We start from the raw sequence: 18,842 nt of genomic DNA, 5'->3' as shown, positions 1-18,842 counted from the left end.
ACACGCGTCGGGAGATCCCCGCCGTACGCGACGAGGATATCCTCGGGGCTGACGGACAACCATCGCCGGCCGGTGGCGTTGTCGAGCCGGCTAGCGCCCATCCGCAAGTATTCAGTGCAGCTGCGCCTCGTCGACCGCCTGCTTGAAACAATCGCGTGCGTGGTCGGGTTTCTCGCGACCATCGAGGGCCGCCAGGCACGATTGGTGGGCGGTTGCGAAGCTCATCGCCTTCACGCCGGGCCAACGATGATCCATGAACTGGATCGCCTCAAGCGGGCCAGTAATATCGAGCCCGGCGGCCTGAACCGGCCGGCGCCATTGAGGATGTTCCATGTGCTCCTCCCATGCGCTGCCGGCAGAACAATACCGTAGCGACGAGGCGCTAACTTCAATCCTGATCCAAAGTTCCAACCCACGTTTTCTGTGTCCTGACATCCTATGCCAAAACCGGGGATGAAGCCGCGGCTGAAAACTCTTTGGCAACCTCCACGGAGGATGATGCAGCCATCTTGGAATGGAGCGATCATGGCCAACGCATCTGCAAGCAAAGGACGGCGGACCAAGCGTCGGACGACCAGGAAGAAGAGCGGCAACCGGGTCTGGCCCTGGGTGGTGGCGCTCGTCGGTGTCGCAGGCGCCATCACGGCCTACGAGCATGGCGACCAGCTTCAAAGGTGGACACCAACGGTGTTCAAGACCGCGCCGGCCCGGCTGCTGGCGGCGACCGAAAGCCGGCCGAAAGACCGTCCCGCACCTGCCGTGCCGCTCGCTCACCCAGTGCCACGCGCACCGGTTACGGCAGTTCCAATGGCGGCGGTGCCCATCAGCAAGCCGGAGGCCGGCGAACTGGTCGGCAAGAACTTCCACGGCACCTTCTACTTCTGCGGCACGTCCGGCCTCGACAACTGCGTCGCGGACGGCGATGTTTTCTGGTTCCGCAAGCAGGCGATCCGACTTGCGGATATCTCGGCGCCGGCGTCGCAGAATGCCCGGTGCGACGGAGAGCGCGCCAAGGGTTTTGCGGCGAAGGTGCGGCTTCGGGATCTGCTGAATGCCGGCACGTTCGAACTCGCCGACTGGCCGAACAAGGATGAGGACGGGCAAGGCCGAAAGCTCAGGGTAGTGATGCGCAACGGCCAGTCGATCGGCGCTCAGCTTGCTCGCGAAGGTCTGGTGCGGACCGGTTCGGATGGCGGAAGAACCTGGTGCAACTGACCGGCGACCGGAAGATGCGGCTGCGCCGGCAGACCCGGGCCGCTGTTTCGGACCGAGGCATCGGCCGGATTGTCCGCAGCGTGTTTAGGATTTGGGAACCAGTTCAGGCGATCTTGCCTAAGTGAGTTTGATTCGAACGCGTGCGTAGCAGGAGACACCATGACGCTTGCCCATTTCCCGGCCGATAGACGGACTGCCGATATCCGCCGTTGCGCGCAGGCGCTCCTGACGCTTCATGGCGAAGAAGCCAACCAGTACTGGCGTTCCGAAATGCGGGCGATCGCCGCGGAACTTGCGCAGCAGGGCGCTGAGCCACAAGAGATCTCGCGTCAGGCGGCGCTGTTCATGAATGCCGTGCAGATGGAACTGCAGGCATTGTTCGCGGCAGACGACGATCTAGCCGTCGACGCCCGCGCCTGATTCCCGCGCATCTTCTCAGTTCCCTGATCGATTCCGGCGGAGGCCGCAATATCCAGCGGCCTCGCCGAGGCTCTCAGCGAGAATGCCTGATCGGCAGGATCAGTAGCCGCCGCCGACCGCGGACGGCCAGACGACCGGTTCGGGATTGGCGCCGCCATGTTCCTGGACGAAGCCGCCGACGGGCTGTCCCTGATAGATGTGCGGATTGCCCGTGGACGTGCAGCCGGCAAGGCTGAGGCTCGCGAAAGCGAGGATAAGTGCAACAGCGGCGGATTTCTTGTTCATGACGATCTCCAGTCTATGCCGCGTAGATCGTACATGCGACGCCAGACTGCAAGAGCCTGTCGAACGACATCTGTAATCGTTGCAGTTCTGCCGCAGCTTGCGCTGCAGCTCTCTGATATGACCTGTCAGGAAAATGTTTGGTGGGTGATGTAGGGCTCGAACCTACGACCCGCTGATTAAGAGTCAGCTGCTCTACCAACTGAGCTAATCACCCATCCCCGTGGCGCTTCCGTTCGGCGGCGCCGCTGGTGTGAAGGGGCGTATAAAGAGGATGCGCAGGCTTGTCTAGCACCCATGTGAAAAAACTTTCGTTTCTTTTCAATTGGCCAGCGGCCTGGGGATAACGTTGCGTCCAACTCATAAAGGACGTCGCAAACGGCTTGCCTGCAGCCAACCGCCAGCCATCGGGTGGGCTTTACAGCGCAGTTTGCGGCGTCCATCTAGTGGAGCCGTCTATCAGAGGAGGAGATGAGGATGTCGACGAAAGACGATCTGGTGCGGATTGCCGCGCAGGAAGAGGCGCTCTGCTTCGAGCACTTCAATCTCGATTCCGCCTGGTCTCTCGGCCAGCATATTCGCGCGGCCGCGTCATCTGTAGGCCATGTCCTTTCGATCGACATCCAGATCAACGGGATGCAGGCGTTCTTTGCCGCACTGCCTGGCGCCAGGCCCGATTTCGAGCACTGGATCCGCCGCAAGCGCAATCTGACGCTGAGGCTGCTGCGGCCGAGCTACGCTATCGGACTCGAACTGGCGCAGCAGAACACGACGACGGAAGCGAAATCGGGGATGTCATCCGCCGACTACGCAGCGCACGGCGGCAGCTTTCCAATTCGCGTCATCGGAGTGGGGTGCATCGGTGCGGTGACGGTGTCCGGCCTGCCGCAGCGGGAAGACCATAATCTGGTCGTCGAAGCGCTGGCACTGCATCTCGGCATCGAGCCGAGCCATCTCCGGCTACCTTGAGAGACCTCTTCCAAATCGGTCCATCGACAACGAAAAAGGGCCGCGCGATGGCGGCCCTCCGACAGAATGGTGACGACAATTATCGTCTGATCATCCGGCCAACGGCGATCAGGATGCAAGCGCCGATGAAGCCGGCGATCAGGTAGCCGATCCAGCCGCCCAGAACGACGCCGAAGATGCCCAGAATGGCGTTGGCAATGATCGCGCCGACGATGCCGAGCAGGATGTTCATCAGAACGCCCATGTTGCTCTTCATGAACTGCTCTGCGAGCCAGCCGGCGATACCCCCGATGATGATAGCTGCGATCCAGCCGATGCCTGCGCTTTCCATAATTGTCCCTTCCATTGTGGTTGCGCCCCATCAACGCGGATCCTCGCTTCAGGTTCCCGAGCTTTGGAACACGCCATAGTTCTGCCGGGGAAATCTTCTCCAAGGGCCGCGATCAAAGCCGGTTCTGAGGAAGCGCTTTCTTTTACAAGCGGCTGTCTTTAACTGGATGCGCCATCTTCGATGAGGTCAACGGACTTGCAGAACCGTGTTTTTCGATCAACGCCGGCGCTCCTTCGCCATGCCGTCCTCGTCCTTTGCCTGGTCGCATCGGCAGTGGTTCCAGCTGCCGTGCTGGCGCAGTCCGAGCCCGCGCCGCCATCGGCAGCAGCGCCGCCACCGGCGCCGGCACCCGACGCGGGCTCAGCATCGACGCCTGATGCCGTGCCGGCGGCCGATACCGCTCCTGACCGGCTGACGACGCGATCGCAGAAGGCCGCAGCCGATGCCGGCAAGAGCCTCCAGGCGCTCCGCGCCCAGGCGGATGCTGAAAACGTCGAGGACGTGCAACTGGCGGACTTCAAGGCGCAGTCCGACGACGTGGACCTGCAACTGACGGCGATCCTGGCGGACCTGAACCAGCGGGTCGAACAGATCCAGGCGCGCCTGAAGGAACTTGGAGAGCCACCGAAGGAGGGACAGCCGCCGGAGGCCGTCGTGGTCACCGAAGAGCGTGAACGGCTGACGGCCGAGCGGACCGAACTGACGGCGACCGGCAGCGAGATCAACCACATCGTCGCCGGCGCGCGCGAACTCTCAGGCAAGATCACCGAGCAGCGGCGCCGGCTTTTCTCGGCAACGCTCCTCAAGCACACGGAACTGTCGCCGGGCGTCTTCATCGATGCCGGCTCCGCTTTCATCGACGAGATCGGCACCTTCACCGCAACGCTTGCCGGCTGGTTGGCGTTTGCGTGGAAGTTCAAGAAGCTCCAGTTTCTTGGAGCCGTGGTCCTGTCGTTCGGTGCGGCCCTGCTGTTTCTTGCCGGCGGCTACCGATTTTTCGGCCGGATGGTGAAGCGCGACCTGGCGATGGAGAGCCCACCCTTCATCACCCGGCTGTCGTTTGCCTTCTGGTCGCTGATCGTGCAGACCTTCTCACTGTCCGCTTTCCTGGCATCGACCTTCTTTTTCCTGGTCAGCTTCAACGTGCTGCGGCCCGACATCGCGCCGGTGCTGGGAGCGCTGCTCGGGATGATCTGGGTGGTGGTATTCGTGGCTCGCCTGAGCGGCTTGGTGTTTGCGCCGCTCCATCCAAACTGGCGCCTCATTCGCATGTCGAACCGCGGCGCCCGGCGCATGTACTGGCTGACGCTGCTGATGGCGGTGATCAACGGCCTGGACTACGTGCTGGCGGAAATCAGCGAGGTGCTGAACTCCCCTGTGGTCCTCACCATCGCCAAGAGCCTGATCGCCTCGGTGTTGATTGGCGTCATCCTGCTGCTGATGTCGTTCATGAAGCCGCTGCTGGCGGAAGACAGGGATCCGGACTCCCCGGGCCGGCCCTGGCCGCGCGGCTTCCCGCTGCTGTTGCGGGCTGCAGGCGTGGCGCTGATCCTGGCGGTTCTTGCCGGCTATGTCGGACTGGCGCGCTTCGCCGCGACGCAGATCGTTCTCACCGGCGCGCTGGTCGTGACGATGTATATTGGCATTCTCTCGGGCAAGGCGGTCGGCAAGCAGGGCGCCTTCGCCCGTACCTCCGTCGGACGCTATCTCGCTGGCCGCTACCGGCTGTCGGAGGTGGCGCTTGATCAGATCGGCCTTGCCTCCGGGCTCGGCATCTATGCCGTGGCGCTGGTCTTCGGCGTTCCGATGATCCTGCTCACCTGGGGCTTCCAGATCCAGGACATCCAGGCGGCCGCCTACCGGCTGTTCACGCAGATATCGATCGGCAGCATCTCCATCTCGCTGATCGGCATCCTCGGCGGCATCCTGCTGTTCCTCCTCGGCTATCTCGGCACCCGCTTTGCCCAGCGCTGGATCGATCGCAACGTCATGGCGCGCAGCCAGGTTGATCTCGGCGTCCGAAATTCGGTGAAGACGGGCATCGGCTATCTGGGGATGGGTCTTGCCGCCGTCGTCGGCATCTCGGCGGCAGGCATCGACCTGTCGAGCCTGGCGCTGGTGGCGAGCGCGCTCTCCGTTGGTATCGGCTTCGGGTTACAGAACATCGTCTCCAATTTTGTCTCGGGGCTCATCCTTCTCGTAGAGCGCCCGTTCAAGGTCGGCGATCATGTGGTTACCGGAACGACGGAAGGCATCGTCAAGCGAATTTCTGTGCGCGCCACCGAGATCGAGACCTTCCGCAAGCAGTCGATCATCGTGCCGAACTCCGATCTCATCAACGCGGCCGTCGGAAACTGGACCCACCGCAACCGGGTCCAGCGTTCGGAGGTGCCGGTGAGCGTCAGCTACGACACTGATCCGCAGCAGGTCATCGACCTTCTGATGCAGATCGCCAACGAGATACCAGAGGCACTGCGCAATCCGGAGCCGCATGTGGAATTCCTGCGGTTCGGCGCTTCGTCGCTTGATTTCGAGCTGCGCTTCCACCTTGCCGACATGAACGACGGGTTGGCGGTTCGAAACCGCGTGCGGATGGAAGTGCTGCGTCGCTTCCGGGAGGCTGGCATCGAGATGCCGTTCCCGCATCAGGATATCAACGTCAGCGGCACCGTGTTCACCGCGCGCCAGGCCGGGCAACCGCATCCGATGCCGCAGCCGATCCCTCCTGCACAGCCGGAGACGCTGCCGGAGGACGACGGAAAGTAACGGCAGCCGCGGTCCTTCCAGGCGATCCTGTTGCCAAAGCTGCGCTCGTCGCGCCAAGCTCTTTCGCTGTCGTTATCAGGCATCTGGCAGGCGGGCCGGAACTGCATAGTCCAGCCCATTGCGAGTCCGATCCGCCGCGTCGTGAACGCTGGCGGAAGGTTGAGAGGGTTGGGTGATGAAGACACAGGCGCGGGCAGTGGTTATCGGAGGCGGCGTCGTCGGTGTCTCGACCCTCTACCATCTGGCGAAGAAGGGCTGGAGCGACGTCGTCCTGATCGAGCGGAAGGAACTGACCTCGGGCTCCACCTGGCACGCTGCGGGACTGCTGCCGCTCTTCAACCTCAGCTATTCCGTCGGCCAGCTGCACAAGTATTCGGTTCGCTTCTACGAGGAGCTGCAGCAGGAAACCGGCATGAATGTCGGCTTCTCCAAGGTGTCGAACATCCGCCTGGCGCGCACCAAGGACCGCTGGGACGAATACATGTACTACGCCGGCATCGCCGAGACGATCGGCGTCAAGGTCAATCTTCTGACACCGGAACAGGTGAAGGAGGTCTGGCCACTCTGCGAGACGGACGGATTGCTCGGCGCCATCCAGCATCCCGACGATGGCTACATTCAGCCGGCGGACCTGACCCAGGCGCTTGCCAAGGGCGCCCGCGACCTCGGCGCCACGATCTACCGCAACACGACGGTGACGGGCATCGCGCAGCAGGACGACGGGCAGTGGGTGGTGACGACCGACAAGGGCGACATCACCGCCGAGCACGTGATCTCCTGTACCGGCAATTTTGCTCGCAAGACCGGCGAGATGGTCGGCATCAATATTCCGGTCATTCCCGTCGAGCACCAGTACATCGTCACCGAGCCGCATCCGGCCATCCAAGAACGTCGCCGTCAGGGGCTGCCGGAAATGGGCGTGCTGCGCGAATCCGACAGCGCCTGGTACATGCGCGAGGAAGCCGGCGGCCTGATCCTCGGCCCCTACGAGGTCGGCGCTCCAGTCTGCTACGTCGATGGACCTTCGGACCAGAGCGAGTACGAGCTTTTCCAGGAAGAGCTCGACCGGCTGATGCCGCACATCGAGGCAGCTATCGCCCGGGTGCCGGCGTTCGGTGAAGTCGGCATCAAGAAGGTCTATAACGGCGCGATCGCCTATACGCCGGACGGCAACCCGATTGTCGGCCCTGCGCCGGGGCTCAAGAACTTCTGGCTGAACGAGGGACACTCCTTCGGCATCACGGCCGCAGGTGGCGCCGGTTGGCAGCTCGCCGAATGGATCGTCGACGGCGAGCCGACGGTCGACCTGATGGGCGTCGATCCGCGCCGCTTCGGACCGTACGCGACGGAAGGCTACCTCATCGCTAAGAACGAGGAGGCCTATGCCAACGTCTTCACCATGCATTACCCCGACGAGGAGCGCGCCGCCGCCCGGCCGCTGAAGACGACGCCGGTCTACGATCGCCTCAAGGCGCTCGGCGGCGTGTTCGGCTCGGTCTACGGATGGGAACGTGCCAACTGGTTCGCGCCAGCCGGCTACGCGGTGCCGGAGGAGGATCTCGGCGTCGGCGCCGACGTCATCACCAGCCACAACCATGCGCCACGGACCGACGATGGCCGGGTCGTCGAAAAATGGTCGTTCCGCCGCTCGAACTATTTCGAGCATGTCGGCAGCGAGGTGAAGAACGTCACGGAGAATGTCGGCGTGCTCGACATGTCGCCGTTTGCCAAGATCGAGGTTTCGGGTCCCGGCGCACGGGCCTGGCTGGAAACAATCTTCGCCAACGCCATACCGAAGAAGCGCGGCCGCATCACGCTCGCCCATATTCTGACGCCGGCCGGCGGCGTGCGTGCCGAGTTCACCATCTACGAATGGGCGCCGGGCCGTTTCTACATGGTCTCAGCCGGTGGTCTTGAGGCGCACGATCACGACCTTCTGTGGCGGCTCCTGCCGCAGGACGGCTCTGTCGTGCTGCAGCCGATCACCCAGAAATACGGGGTACTGGTGCTTGCCGGACCACGGTCACGCGACGTGCTGAAGAAGCTGACGCGCACCAGCCTGGACAACAAAGATTTCCCATGGTTGACGGCAAAGCCGATCTCCGTCGGCGTTGCCAGCGCACATGCTCTGCGCGTCAATTTCGTCGGCGAGCTCGGCTGGGAGCTGCATCATCCGATCGAGATGCAGGCCTATATCTTCGACAGGCTGATGGAAGCGGGTGCCGAGTTTGGTATCAGGCCGTTCGGGATCCGTGCCATGGTTTCGATGGCTGTCGAGAAGTCGTATCGCAACATGGGCCGCGAACTGTCGATTGAATACAATGCCTATGAGTCCGGCCTCGACCGCTTCATCAAGCCTGAAAAGCCATTCCTCGGTCGCGATGGGCTCGTATCCTACCGCGATGCCGGCCTGAAATGGACATTCAGCACGGTGGAGGTACGCGGCAACACGGAAGTCGACGCGCGCGGCTCTGAGGCGATCTACAACGAGGCAGGGGACATCGTTGGACGCGTGACCAGCGGCGGATTCGGCTGGCGCGTCGGCAAGTCGCTGGCGCTGGCGATGCTGAAGCCTGAACAGGCAGCTCTCGGTACGCAGCTCAAGGTCAAGATCCTCGGAACGCTGTATGAGGCAGAGGTTATCGGAGAAAGCCCGTTCGATCCCGACAACAACGTCCTGCGTGCCTGAATAAGAACTTTCCGGACACCCGAAAAGCGACTTCCTGTGGCCGCTTATTCAAGTCTTGCCTGTCGTCCACCCGCTCCTGCTTAATGGTTCCGAAATCCGCGTGCCTTATCGTCACGACGATTGGGGATCAAAAGGCTTGTCATGACGTATCTGGGTGTTTCTGGAATGCAGTATACTGGGGAAAAATTTCCGGATGCCCGGATTCTCCTCGCTGAGGATTCGAACGTCTTCACCTCGATGGTGCGGCAGCGTTTGAAGGAGATTTTCGATATCGACGTCGAGATCTGCCGGACTTACGACGATCTCACCACGGCAAACGAGCTGTCGGAAGAACCGGTCCGGCTGGCCATCTCCAACATCAACCTCCCAGGTGCAGAGAACGGCGAGGCGCTGGAATATCTGCTTGACCTCAATATTCCGACGATCGTTTTCACCGGGACGTTCCAGGAGCAGACGCGCGAGAAGCTGCTCGCCAAGGATATCGTCGACTATATCCTGAAGGACAACATCTTCGCCGTCGAGATGCTGGTCGAATCGGTCTGCCGGTTCCTCACAAACCACCGCCATCACGTGCTGATCGTCGACGACAGCCCGACGGCCCGGGCGCTGCTGTCGACCCGCCTGAAGCGCTACAATTTTCGTGTCAGCGTCGCCGAAAGCGGCGCCAAGGCGATCGATCTGTTGAAGAAGAATGCCGATATTGGTCTCGTCGTGACAGACTACAACATGCCAGACATCGACGGCTTCGAGCTTACACGTCGTATCCGCTCGGTTCGCGGTTCGCACGAATTAAGGGTTATCGGCGTGTCGTCCTCGACCAACCGGCTGCTCTCGGCGCGGTTCCTGAAGGCCGGTGGCAACGACTTCATGCTGCGGCCGTTCATCGACGAGGAGTTCTACTGCCGCGTCAACCAGAACCTCGACACGCTATCGCAGATCCGGACCATCAAGGCATCGAACGCCCGCGACGCGGCTGCCAGTCTCGCCGTGCCGGCCTAATCCGTCGGCCGCGACATATGCCAGGCGTCAAGCTGCGACGCCGGCACGCGCGCTGCTGAGCGTCATCTTGCGCTCGGCGCGTTCCTGCTGAGGGGAGCGGTTGTAGACCTCGCGGTAGCATTTGGAAAAATGCGAGGCCGAGACGAAGCCACAGGCCACTGCGACCTCCACCACTGGCATCGACGACTGGACCAGCAGATGACGCGCGCGGTCGAGACGGATCTCGAGATAGTAGCGCGCAGGCGAACGGCCCATCTCCTGGCGGAACAGCCGTTCGATCTGACGACGTGAGAGGTCCGCATCGTCGGCGATCTCGACGAGCGAGAGTGGCTCTGCCAGATTGCTTTCCATCAGCTCGATGATCGACAGTACCTTGCTATTCTGCACGCCGAGGCGAGCCCGCAGGGGCAGGCGCTGGCGGTCGTGCGGGTTGCGGACGCGGTCCGTCAGCTGCTGCTCGCAGACACGGTTGACCAACGCCTCGCCGAAATCCTGGCCTATGAGATTGAGCATCATGTCGAGCGATGCGGTGCCGCCGGCACATGTGTAGAGGTTGCTGTCGACTTCGTAGAGATCCGCATAGACCTCCGCCTGCGGAAAGGTCTCGGCAAAGCCCGGAAGGTTTTCCCAGTGGATCGCGCAACGCTTGCCGTTCAGGAGGCCGGCCTGGGCCAGCACATGGGCGCCGGTACAGAGGCTGCCGACCGCAGTGCCGCGGTTGTAGGTCTCGCGCAGGAAAGCGTGCACCGACTTGTTGTTGAAGTCCTCGATCTGAATGCCGGAACAGATCAGCACCATGTTCGGACGGTGCTCGCCGCTGATGTTGCGGCGCTCCTCGGCAAGCGAGGTGTTGACCTCGATGGCAATGCCGCTGGAGGATGAGACCTTTTCGCCGTCAACGGAGGAGAGGCGCCACTCATAGGCTGGATAGCCGAGCATTCGGTTGGCGATCCGCAGGGTTTCGACCGCTGCCGAGAATGGCAGCATCGTGAAATTCGGCACGAGGAAGAAGACCAGGGTACGCTTGTGGGCGGGGTGCTTGTTCATCGCGGGAACTCCGTGGCGGTTCAACATTCCTCGCTTGAAATTATGGTTGTTCAATGTCTCGTTTGCGACATCTACATCTCTAATGCCGTCGCGCGGGCAGGAGTGTCTTTGGAGACGTTCCCGATTGGCGCTTGGTTGCACAGATGCACACGTGGATGCCCGGATCTGCCGAAAGTTTAGCCGAAACGCTAGACGCATCGCCCGCGCTACCGGTGTCGGTTCAGCGCGGGCTTGAAGCAGAGCGGTGATGGTCCATGCTAGGACTTTGGCCCGTTGCCGATGTCATCAGCAGGCCAGCCGATATCCTTGCGGACGTCGAAGGGTAGACCTTCCAGTTGCAGGGCCGTCCGGCGGCGGTTGCTTTCAGCGGCGTGCCGCAGCAGCCGGCGGCCGGCTGCCTGCAGCAGGAGCGCCAGGCGCTCCGTGAGCACAGGTGAGGAATAGGCCCGCCGGTCAGGCGGGGCATGCGGGAGAGCAAGGGTCACAGCCAAATCCTTTCGTTGTTTAGCCGAGCTATGGATGCGCCTCGCCAACTGTTCAATCAATCAGATCGACATTATCCGATCCATGATAGTTATTGATGGAAGATCCGTAGCTTTCTGAAGATGCGCCATTAATTGCTGTCAATCAAATGCAATGATGTGCGGCTAAGTTTCAATTTTGTTGACGCTGGTGCGCAGATATCTAGTCCATCTGCCGAGTGCCCGTCAGCCATGACCTGCGCTCAAGATCAAGGTGCGACGGAATCCGACCTTGATCCGGATGAGCCGCGCGTCGGATTGACTGTGAAGCGAACGCGGTGATATCGTTCCTCTGTTCAAAAATATTGAAAGCCAGATGATGAACGCCTCCTTCCGTCCCGCGCTTCCTCTGCTCGACAACGACGTATTGAAGACGTTCGTAGCGATTGCCGACACCGGCAATTTCTCTACCGCCGCCGAGGCGGTATTGCGCACTCCCTCGGCGGTCTCAATGCAGATCAAGAAGCTGGAGGAGCAGTTGCGGGTAACGCTGTTCCTGCGTGATGCGCGGTCGGTGTCGCTGACGCCGCACGGCGAGATGCTTCTATCCTATGCACGGCGGATGATCGCCCTGTCCAACGAGGCGGTGTCACGTTTCATCATGCCGGAACTGTCGGGAGTTGTCCGCCTGGGGGCGGCAGACGACATCGCCGAGCGGCTGCTACCGGGGATACTGAAAAACTTTGGCAGCAAGTTTCCCGGTATCATGGTCGATGTGACGGTCGACATGAGCCTGAAGCTCAGACGCCGGATGGAAGAGCAGCGGCTTGATCTTGCACTGGTGAATTTCTCCAATCATTCGACGACGCTACCGGGGGAGATCGTCTACCAGGACAAGCTTGTCTGGGCCGGAGCCCGATGCGGAACGGCGCATCTTCGTGATCCGTTGCCGATTTCCATCTGGGAGGAAGGCTGCATCTGGCGCCAGGCGGCGGTGAACGCGCTGGAGCGAATGAAACGGCCCTACCGGATTTCCTATCTCAGTGCCAATACGATGGCGCAGCGCGCCGCGGTGCTCTCTGATCTGGCGATCGCACCGTTTCCGCGGTCGTATATCACCGAGGATATGGCGGTGCTCGGGGTCAAGGAGGGGCTGCCCGACCTGATGACGTTCGACGTAAGGCTTCTCTGTGCGCCAAGCCTATCCGTTCCGGCGAAGGCGGTGGCGGACAGCATCCGCGATGCCTATGCGGAACGGGAAAAGGCTGCCGCCTGACGCGTTCAGTCGTGATTTCGGCGGCGCCTGCGGGCAGAGCGGCCGCGCCTGGCGGACGCAAGACGAGAACGAGCGGGTCTATGTCAGACATCGACTCGCCGATCAGATTGCGAACGCGGCGGTAGAACCCGCAACCGATCCACACGAGAAGAGTTGCGGGTCTGGTGCATCACATCAATTGCAAAATGGCGGCGGCAAGCAAGGCCGTCGCTAGGGCGATTACGAAGCCGAGGCGGACGAACATGCGCCGGCGGTCATCACTCCCGGTCCAGTCATACTGCATCCTGAGGCCTTTCCGTCTTGCGCATCCGCATCGTCATGACCGGACCGAAGACACAGGCGAAAGCGCATTCCGCCATTCCACTCATTATCCGCGTAACCGTTCGCGAAGCTGTCGCACTTGGGGACACGCAAGTCGTTGCGTCGGGCCGCCACGTCGACCGCCGGCGGCTGCGGGTGCCGCCGAGGTGGCTGCAACAGCGCCGTCGACCGAATTGTAAGCGTGATAGACCCTGATCTAGGTGCCGTCGGCGGCGACCTGCTCCGGATGCCACTTGCGCAAAGCTCCAAGGAGGGGGCCTTACCAGATGCCGCGGGTCAGGCCGTGGTAGAGGTATGTCCACAATGGCGGCGGGAAACGCAGTTCCGATCGGCCTTCGGGAGCGTAAGGGGTTGCCGTGCCATCCAGCACGGCGCGCAGTGCCGCGACGACCTGATGCGCGCCGGCGGCAGTCAACAGCAGGGGATAGGTGGAGATCGTGTCCCGTGGCGAGGGACGGAGGCGGATCTCCTGGAGCGTCTTGCCGGTATCGGTGCCGGCATCGACCAGATGGATCGTCGCGCCGAAATTCTCCTCGTCGCGTTCGACGCGAGCCCAGTACCCGCCCATCTGGCCACGGTAGGTCGGGTTGATACCGGCGTGAAAGTTGACGACGGGGCAGGAGATGGCGACAAGCGTCACGCGCGACAGGAGCCGGCATGAAATGGCGAAGACGAGGTCCGGCTTGAGTTCCGCGAGCACGGCATGCGCCTCGGGATCGTTAAGAGATGCCACATGGCGGACAGGCACGGCGGGGTCGAATGCATCAGACAGGTTGTGACTGCTCAGGATCTCCGCGCTGCGCCGGGCTGCCAGCGTCTTGCCGAAGCGCGAGACGATCATGGTCGCCAACTGGCCGAGGGCCGTTAGCCACCCAAGTCTTCGCGCTCGTCGCTTCAGCAGCGTGCGCTTGGTTTCGCTCTCTTCCTGGATGACCTGCAGCTTCGGAAAATGAGCGGCGAGCACGTTGATCATCACCTGCGGGTTCGCCCCGCCGGCTGTCAATACTGCCACTCGGGCGTCGCGCAATTCCGGCATCAGTTTTCAAGCCTCCCAGCAGATCGTCGGGATCCTCCACCACGGGCTCGCAAGAAAGCGTTAAACGGCGGTAAGCGTAGCCGACAGATCGCCGAAACCGGCAAGACGGCACTCATACGCGAGCCCCAGATAGGCTGCAGCTTGCGTGCCGGTCGAGACCCACCGGAAGATTTCACCGACACCCGATCTTTTACAGGTACGCGTGCCATAGAGTCGGCAGGCGGCGAGGGTCGATATGCTCGTTGATCTGATGGTGACATGCGCGCAGGATTTCGTTCGCAATCGCTCCCTACGCAATCACGTGAACCTTTTCGCGTCTCGTACGTTCCAGAAGCGGAAACATGATTTCCGACACGATTTTGCCTCTTTCCATCGGAGTATTTCGACATGACGGCCAAGACAGTTACCGTAACCGCTGCCCTCTTCGCAGCAATCATGACGCTTTCTTCCTGCGGCAACACCATTCGCGGCATGGGCGCCGATACGGCTAACACCGTCGATGCGACGCAGGATGCTGGCAAGCGTGTTAACCGGGCCGCCCAGTAAGGCACCCGGACCGAGAAGGCCGGTCCTACGTCGGACCGGCTTTTTCTTATGCTATCCCGGATGCTGTTGTGCTTGCGGCTGTTTGATTGATGACGGTCCTCACAGCGATCAAGTTTCGCCGGGCCAAATGAAGAATTCAAATCACTCGCGGTCTCAGGCGGGCCGGCGGAAAATTGTCACTCGGTCCGCGGCGTCGAACCACTACGCTGAGCGGCTGCATCGATGTCACAGCGACGCCTTGATCTTCTTCGCAACATGCGGCGGGACCCACTTCGTCCAGATGTCTGGATAGGTCCTGAGGAAGTATTTCGCGCCGTCTTCGCTGGTAGCCTGCTCTTCGTCCATCCACGCCAGCACCTTGCCGACCGTCTGGTTGTCCCATGTTCGAGTCTGGACGTATTCCATCGCAACGCCTGCCTCATCGGCAAAGCGTCGGGTGACAACCGTCTGAACGTCGGAGACCGGATAGGCGTTGGCCTTTGGGTGCTCGCAGCCAGGAATGGCGGTGCACCTGTTCCATTCCATGTTGTCGTGCGGCACGTTAAACGACAGTTTCACCATATCGTATTTGCCGAGCGTTGCGGTCGGCGCCCAGTAATAGCCGAGCCAACCGGTCTTTTCTTCGAACGCCTTGGCGATCGACCCGTCAAGTTCGGCTGCCGAACGCGTCTGCACCAGTTGGAAGCCGCGCTCCTCAGCATTCAAAGCGCGATAGAGATTTTCCGTCGTTACATGGCAGTTCCAACCCGTGGGACAGTTGGTGATCGCGCCCTTGCGTCCATTATCTGATGCCGGAAAGAGGTCGGGGTACTTAAGCGCGTCCTGGACCGTCCGGATCTTCGGATTAGCGTCAGCAAGAAATTTCGGAATCCACCAGCCTTCGACGCCACCATCGGACAAGAGCGCGACTGTCTGGATGAGCCGTCCCTCGGAGGCCGCTTTCTCGAGCGCTGTCCGCACGCCGTCAACCCACATTTCCGGCGCGAGATCCGGCTCGCCTCTTTCGTTCATCGAGGTGAAGGTCGGCATCGTGTCACCGGGAACGAGCGTAACCTGGCAGCCGTATCCCTCCTCAAGAACGATCTTGTCGAGATGTGCCGCAAGGCCCGCAGAACCCCAAGTCATCTCGGCGATCGTCAAGTCTCCGCAGTCAGCCGCCTCGGCACAGGCGGCACCTGCAGAGAGACCGATCGCGAGAGCAGCAAAGGAGAGCAGCCGTGTCATCCTGTCCTGTACCTCTGCAGCGCTATCGTCTGCATCATCGTTTCCGCGGTTGTTCGAGCCTACGGCTTCGGCGAGGAAAAGCAACCTCCATCGGGCTTCGCGAGGCTGATCCTGACAGGGCCGCTAGACAAGTCGGCGCATCGCCAGGACGGGAGGACGAGTTCATGGGGCTGCGGAAAATATAGCTCTCCGGCGAACATTCGGTACCGGCACTAACGCCTCGGTAACACATGACGGGCTATCAGTCCTGCGTGGCCAGGCCGCGGTGGCTCCGGATTGGTATTGCGTCCCGGAGCCTTGCCGCCGCCGCTCGAAAGGGCGCAGATACCTCCTGCCCGCATCTCACCCAAAGTTGCCGCCCATGGGATCGGACCTACCCTGCAAGAGATGTGGCTGCATGCACCGTTGACAGATACGCCTCGCGGCCCCAAATATCGACGTGCCGCCGCGTCTCTTCGCGGTGGTGCGGACGGACAATCGGTGTCCTGAGGGACAGGCTGAGGTGCTCCTTGTCGACGGCGCTGCATTTCGCAGGCGGATGAGACGCCCTGGCGGCCGAGGCCCGCGCCTCAAAACCATGATCAGCCTGGCGGGCGACCTCCTCATCTACGAATTCGCCGCCTTTCATGGACTATGATGCGTGTCGGCCGGTCCGTCCTTCCCCTCTTGCCTGGCGTGTTCATGGACGTTCCCCAATCCGGCAAAATCATCCTGGTGCTCGGCGGCGCACGCTCGGGAAAATCGGTGTTCTCTGAGAGCCTCGCTATATCGAGCTGCCTGGAGCGACACTACATCGCCACCTCGCAGCCCTTCGACGACGAGATGCAGACGCGGATCGCGCAGCACAAGGAGCAACGCGGCGACGGATGGATGACGCACGAGGTGCCTGTGGATTTGCCCGAGGCCATCGGCGATGTCGATGCGGGTGACCGGGTCATCCTGGTCGACTGCCTGACACTCTGGCTGTCGAACCTGATGATGGCGGAGCGCGCTGTGCAAGGGGAGGGCGAGCAGCTCGCTGGTGCGCTTCGGAAGATTCGGGGACAGGTCATCCTCGTGTCGAACGAGGTCGGTCTCGGCATCGTCCCAGACAATAAGATGGCACGGCAATTCCGCGACCATGCCGGGCGGCTGCACCAGCAGATCGCCTCGATTGCCGACGAGGTCTACTTTGTCGCCGCGGGCCTGCCGCTCAAGATGAAGGGTTGAAGGTCAGACGCCCAGCCACAGCCGAAGCGGATGGCTCGGGTCAGACAGCAGCTTGGCTGCCATGGCGACGCAGGAAAGCACCAGCAGCGGCTTGATCAGCTTGGCTCCGCCGCGCATGGCGAGCCTTGAACCGATCTGTGCGCCTATCAACTGCCCGACGCCCATCATCAGCCCGAGTTTCCATAGAATTGAGCCGTTGATGGCGAAGACCAGCAGCGAGCCGAGATTGGAGCCGAGGTTGATGAGCTTGGTATGCGCCGTCGCCTTAAGCAATCCGAAGCCGGCCAGCAGGACGAAGCCGAGCATGTAGAATGAGCCGGCGCCGGGCCCGAAGATGCCGTCATAGAGCGCCACCAACGGCACGGCGGTGACGGCAAAAATTCTCGGCGAAATCCTGCGGGTGCTGTCGAGATCCGAGAGATTGGGCTTCAGGGCGAAGAACAGCGCGATGCCAATGAGCAGGACCGGGATTGCCGCACCCAGCACGCGCGCCGGCACATGCGACGCGATCAGCGCGCCGCCGCCGCCCGCGATGACGGCGATCAGAGCCATCGGCAGCTGCTTTTTCAAATTGACGTGGCCGCGCCGTGCATAGGCGATCGTTGCTGAAGCAGCGCCGAAGGGTCCCTGAACCTTGTTGGTGGCGATGCTCTCTAGGGGAGGGATGCCGGCCAGCAGAAGACAGGGGACCGTGACCAGCCCGCCGCCGCCGGCAATGGAATCGATGAAGCCGGCGACAATGGCGGCAAGGAACAGCAGCAATAGAACTTGGGGCGCGAGATCGTGCACTGGGAAGACTCGTCAAAGCGATAGGAGGCAAGGCCGGTCTTGTTGCACCGGCCCGAGCGCAATGCAACCGAGCACCGCGTGTCACAAAGCCTATGTGCACCGCACCGCGCTCTTGCGTCCTCGAACTTCGGCGGTATGGTGCGCCGCTTTTCAAATTCTCGGGATGTCTTCCATGCACAAAGTCATTTTCGACACGGATCCAGGCATCGACGACGCGATGGCGCTGCTGTTCCTTCACAAGCACCCGCAGATCGATCTGGTGGGCGTGACGACGGTTTTCGGCAACGCTCCGATCGACATCACCACCCGCAACGCACTTTACCTCGGTGAAGCGTGGAGCATTCCGGCGCCCGTCGCCCGGGGTGCCGGCGTCACGTTGGATGCAGATCGCAAGGGCGGCTACTGGCCGACCGCGATCCATGGCGAAAACGGCATCGGCGAGGTCGCCATCCCTGACATCATCAACCGCGTCGAAGACGGTCACCCTGCCCACCAGTTCATTATCGACACGGTCCGCGCCCATCCCGGCGAGATTACGCTTGTGGCCGTTGGGCGGATGACCAACCTCGCCCTTGCCATAAAGGCCGATCCCGGGATTGCGAGCCTCGTCAGGCAGGTCGTCATCATGGGCGGCGCCTTCGACGTCAACGGCAATGTATCGCCCGCAGCGGAAGCCAATATCCATGGCGATCCGGAGGCCGCAGACGTGGTGTTTACCGCCGCCTGGCCGGTCGTCGTCATCGGCCTCGACGTGACGATGCAGACGGTCATGACAAGTGGCTTCCTGGCGGAGATGGTCGCTTCAGGCGGCGAGGACGTCAGGCTGCTGTCCGACATTTCCCAGTTCTATATCGAGTTCTACAAGACGCGGGTCGGCGACGGCATGGTGGTGCACGACAGCTGCGCCTGCGTCTATCTCGTCCGGCCGGATCTCTTCGAAACCCGAAGTGGCCCCATCCGCGTGGTGTGCGGCGGGATTGCGGACGGACAGACGATCCAGAAACCGGACAGCAGAGGCTTTCCACCCGGCCATTGGGACAGTCATCCGAGCCAACTCGTCTGCACGAAGGTGCGGCCGGACGAGGTGCTGGCGGTGATCCGTGCGGCTATCGTCTCGGGTCAGGCTCTCTGAGCCACTGCTTCAGGTCCCGGCGTTGCTGTTTAGGCAACAGTTCGGGTGCAAAATTCCATTCCCAGCTTCGCGGCCCATTGGCATCGAAGCCGGTTTTCCCTATGTGGAACCTTAACTAATCAGCATTCAG

The 18,842-nt window shown here is 61.8% G+C and carries 18 protein-coding genes and 1 tRNA gene; 10 read left to right on the top strand and 9 right to left on the bottom strand.

What is annotated here, in order from left to right; genetic code table 11:
* Positions 1–111 precede the first annotated feature (111 nt).
* Positions 112–333 carry a DUF982 domain-containing protein gene (locus AAIH46_RS02240; RefSeq protein WP_430303893.1) on the bottom strand — a complete coding sequence of 74 codons (222 nt, stop codon included), beginning with the start codon at positions 331–333 and terminating at the stop codon, positions 112–114.
* 192 nt (positions 334–525) lie between these two features.
* On the opposite strand from AAIH46_RS02240, the gene AAIH46_RS02235 reads away from it, so the two are divergent.
* Complete coding sequence (locus tag AAIH46_RS02235; RefSeq protein WP_430303892.1) at positions 526–1,215, top strand: thermonuclease family protein; 690 nt, start codon at positions 526–528, stop codon at positions 1,213–1,215.
* A gap of 159 nt (positions 1,216–1,374) precedes the next feature.
* Positions 1,375–1,635 (top strand): DUF6074 family protein, encoded by a 261-nt coding sequence (locus AAIH46_RS02230; protein ID WP_430303891.1) that lies wholly within the window; start codon positions 1,375–1,377, stop codon positions 1,633–1,635.
* A 99-nt stretch (positions 1,636–1,734) separates the two neighbouring features.
* Here the strand turns inward: AAIH46_RS02230 and AAIH46_RS02225 are convergent, their stop codons facing one another.
* Complete coding sequence (locus AAIH46_RS02225) at positions 1,735–1,920, bottom strand: hypothetical protein (protein WP_430303890.1); 186 nt, start codon at positions 1,918–1,920, stop codon at positions 1,735–1,737.
* Positions 1,921–2,058: 138 nt separating this feature from the next.
* Positions 2,059–2,134 (bottom strand) — tRNA-Lys (locus tag AAIH46_RS02220).
* A gap of 260 nt (positions 2,135–2,394) precedes the next feature.
* Between AAIH46_RS02220 and AAIH46_RS02215 the strand changes: the two genes are divergently transcribed.
* Positions 2,395–2,886, top strand: coding sequence for a heme-degrading domain-containing protein (locus tag AAIH46_RS02215; protein ID WP_430303889.1), 492 nt, complete (start codon positions 2,395–2,397; stop codon positions 2,884–2,886).
* A gap of 79 nt (positions 2,887–2,965) precedes the next feature.
* Here AAIH46_RS02215 and AAIH46_RS02210 read toward each other — a convergent pair whose 3' ends face one another.
* On the bottom strand, positions 2,966–3,217 hold the full coding sequence (locus tag AAIH46_RS02210; protein WP_430303888.1) for a GlsB/YeaQ/YmgE family stress response membrane protein: 252 nt from the start codon (positions 3,215–3,217) through the stop codon (positions 2,966–2,968).
* A 273-nt stretch (positions 3,218–3,490) separates the two neighbouring features.
* On the opposite strand from AAIH46_RS02210, the gene AAIH46_RS02205 reads away from it, so the two are divergent.
* The 3 genes from AAIH46_RS02205 to AAIH46_RS02195 all read left to right on the top strand — a co-directional run bounded on the left by AAIH46_RS02205 (position 3,491) and on the right by AAIH46_RS02195 (position 9,671).
* Positions 3,491–5,983 carry a mechanosensitive ion channel domain-containing protein gene (locus AAIH46_RS02205; protein ID WP_430303887.1) on the top strand — a complete coding sequence of 831 codons (2,493 nt, stop codon included), beginning with the start codon at positions 3,491–3,493 and terminating at the stop codon, positions 5,981–5,983.
* Positions 5,984–6,158: 175 nt separating this feature from the next.
* On the top strand, positions 6,159–8,672 hold the full coding sequence (locus AAIH46_RS02200) for a GcvT family protein (RefSeq protein ID WP_430304974.1): 2,514 nt from the start codon (positions 6,159–6,161) through the stop codon (positions 8,670–8,672).
* A gap of 141 nt (positions 8,673–8,813) precedes the next feature.
* Complete coding sequence (locus AAIH46_RS02195) at positions 8,814–9,671, top strand: response regulator (RefSeq protein WP_430303886.1); 858 nt, start codon at positions 8,814–8,816, stop codon at positions 9,669–9,671.
* A 27-nt stretch (positions 9,672–9,698) separates the two neighbouring features.
* Here the strand turns inward: AAIH46_RS02195 and AAIH46_RS02190 are convergent, their stop codons facing one another.
* The gene (locus AAIH46_RS02190) at positions 9,699–10,718 is read right to left on the bottom strand and encodes a GlxA family transcriptional regulator (RefSeq protein ID WP_430303885.1); all 1,020 of its coding nucleotides are present in this window, start codon (positions 10,716–10,718) and stop codon (positions 9,699–9,701) included.
* A gap of 257 nt (positions 10,719–10,975) precedes the next feature.
* Positions 10,976–11,203: a hypothetical protein gene (locus tag AAIH46_RS02185; RefSeq protein WP_430303884.1), complete on the bottom strand. Its 228-nt coding sequence runs from the start codon at positions 11,201–11,203 to the stop codon at positions 10,976–10,978.
* A 355-nt stretch (positions 11,204–11,558) separates the two neighbouring features.
* On the opposite strand from AAIH46_RS02185, the gene AAIH46_RS02180 reads away from it, so the two are divergent.
* Positions 11,559–12,455, top strand: a complete 897-nt coding sequence (locus AAIH46_RS02180) for a LysR family transcriptional regulator (RefSeq protein ID WP_430304972.1) — start codon at positions 11,559–11,561, stop codon at positions 12,453–12,455.
* A gap of 580 nt (positions 12,456–13,035) precedes the next feature.
* Here the strand turns inward: AAIH46_RS02180 and AAIH46_RS02175 are convergent.
* Positions 13,036–13,812, bottom strand: coding sequence for a formyl transferase (locus AAIH46_RS02175; RefSeq protein ID WP_430303883.1), 777 nt, complete (start codon positions 13,810–13,812; stop codon positions 13,036–13,038).
* Positions 13,813–14,199: 387 nt separating this feature from the next.
* On the opposite strand from AAIH46_RS02175, the gene AAIH46_RS02170 reads away from it, so the two are divergent.
* Positions 14,200–14,358, top strand: a complete 159-nt coding sequence (locus AAIH46_RS02170; RefSeq protein WP_430303882.1) for an entericidin — start codon at positions 14,200–14,202, stop codon at positions 14,356–14,358.
* 225 nt (positions 14,359–14,583) lie between these two features.
* On the opposite strand, the gene AAIH46_RS02165 is transcribed toward AAIH46_RS02170, so the two are convergent.
* Complete coding sequence (locus AAIH46_RS02165; RefSeq protein ID WP_430303880.1) at positions 14,584–15,582, bottom strand: glycine betaine ABC transporter substrate-binding protein; 999 nt, start codon at positions 15,580–15,582, stop codon at positions 14,584–14,586.
* 681 nt (positions 15,583–16,263) lie between these two features.
* Between AAIH46_RS02165 and cobU the strand changes: the two genes are divergently transcribed.
* The gene (cobU, locus tag AAIH46_RS02160; protein ID WP_430304971.1) at positions 16,264–16,791 is read left to right on the top strand and encodes a bifunctional adenosylcobinamide kinase/adenosylcobinamide-phosphate guanylyltransferase; all 528 of its coding nucleotides are present in this window, start codon (positions 16,264–16,266) and stop codon (positions 16,789–16,791) included.
* A 3-nt stretch (positions 16,792–16,794) separates the two neighbouring features.
* Here cobU and AAIH46_RS02155 read toward each other — a convergent pair whose 3' ends face one another.
* Entirely contained in the window at positions 16,795–17,580 is a 786-nt protein-coding gene (locus tag AAIH46_RS02155; RefSeq protein WP_430303878.1) for a TSUP family transporter, read from the bottom strand.
* 172 nt (positions 17,581–17,752) lie between these two features.
* On the opposite strand from AAIH46_RS02155, the gene AAIH46_RS02150 reads away from it, so the two are divergent.
* Complete coding sequence (locus AAIH46_RS02150; protein ID WP_430303876.1) at positions 17,753–18,712, top strand: nucleoside hydrolase; 960 nt, start codon at positions 17,753–17,755, stop codon at positions 18,710–18,712.
* The last annotated feature ends 130 nt before the right edge of the window (positions 18,713–18,842 follow it).

The organism is Rhizobium sp. 0TCS1.26 (assembly GCF_050455525.1).
Classification (GTDB): Bacteria; Pseudomonadota; Alphaproteobacteria; order Rhizobiales; family Rhizobiaceae; genus Neorhizobium.
This window is presented reverse-complemented; position numbering and strand designations above follow the sequence as displayed.

Bases quoted from the DNA above. Each gene is read 5' to 3' on its own strand.
- AAIH46_RS02175 (WP_430303883.1), bottom strand. From the start codon at position 13,812: ATGCCGGAATTGCGCGACGCCCGAGTGGCAGTATTGACAGCCGGCGGG.
- AAIH46_RS02150 (WP_430303876.1), top strand. From the start codon at position 17,753: ATGCACAAAGTCATTTTCGACACGGATCCAGGCATCGACGACGCGATG.
- cobU (WP_430304971.1), top strand. From the start codon at position 16,264: ATGGACGTTCCCCAATCCGGCAAAATCATCCTGGTGCTCGGCGGCGCA.
- AAIH46_RS02190 (WP_430303885.1), bottom strand. From the start codon at position 10,718: ATGAACAAGCACCCCGCCCACAAGCGTACCCTGGTCTTCTTCCTCGTG.
- AAIH46_RS02180 (WP_430304972.1), top strand. From the start codon at position 11,559: ATGAACGCCTCCTTCCGTCCCGCGCTTCCTCTGCTCGACAACGACGTA.
- AAIH46_RS02225 (WP_430303890.1), bottom strand. From the start codon at position 1,920: ATGAACAAGAAATCCGCCGCTGTTGCACTTATCCTCGCTTTCGCGAGC.
- AAIH46_RS02215 (WP_430303889.1), top strand. From the start codon at position 2,395: ATGTCGACGAAAGACGATCTGGTGCGGATTGCCGCGCAGGAAGAGGCG.
- AAIH46_RS02165 (WP_430303880.1), bottom strand. From the start codon at position 15,582: ATGACACGGCTGCTCTCCTTTGCTGCTCTCGCGATCGGTCTCTCTGCA.
- AAIH46_RS02235 (WP_430303892.1), top strand. From the start codon at position 526: ATGGCCAACGCATCTGCAAGCAAAGGACGGCGGACCAAGCGTCGGACG.
- AAIH46_RS02210 (WP_430303888.1), bottom strand. From the start codon at position 3,217: ATGGAAAGCGCAGGCATCGGCTGGATCGCAGCTATCATCATCGGGGGT.
- AAIH46_RS02200 (WP_430304974.1), top strand. From the start codon at position 6,159: ATGAAGACACAGGCGCGGGCAGTGGTTATCGGAGGCGGCGTCGTCGGT.
- AAIH46_RS02170 (WP_430303882.1), top strand. From the start codon at position 14,200: ATGACGGCCAAGACAGTTACCGTAACCGCTGCCCTCTTCGCAGCAATC.
- AAIH46_RS02240 (WP_430303893.1), bottom strand. From the start codon at position 333: ATGGAACATCCTCAATGGCGCCGGCCGGTTCAGGCCGCCGGGCTCGAT.
- AAIH46_RS02195 (WP_430303886.1), top strand. From the start codon at position 8,814: ATGACGTATCTGGGTGTTTCTGGAATGCAGTATACTGGGGAAAAATTT.
- AAIH46_RS02230 (WP_430303891.1), top strand. From the start codon at position 1,375: ATGACGCTTGCCCATTTCCCGGCCGATAGACGGACTGCCGATATCCGC.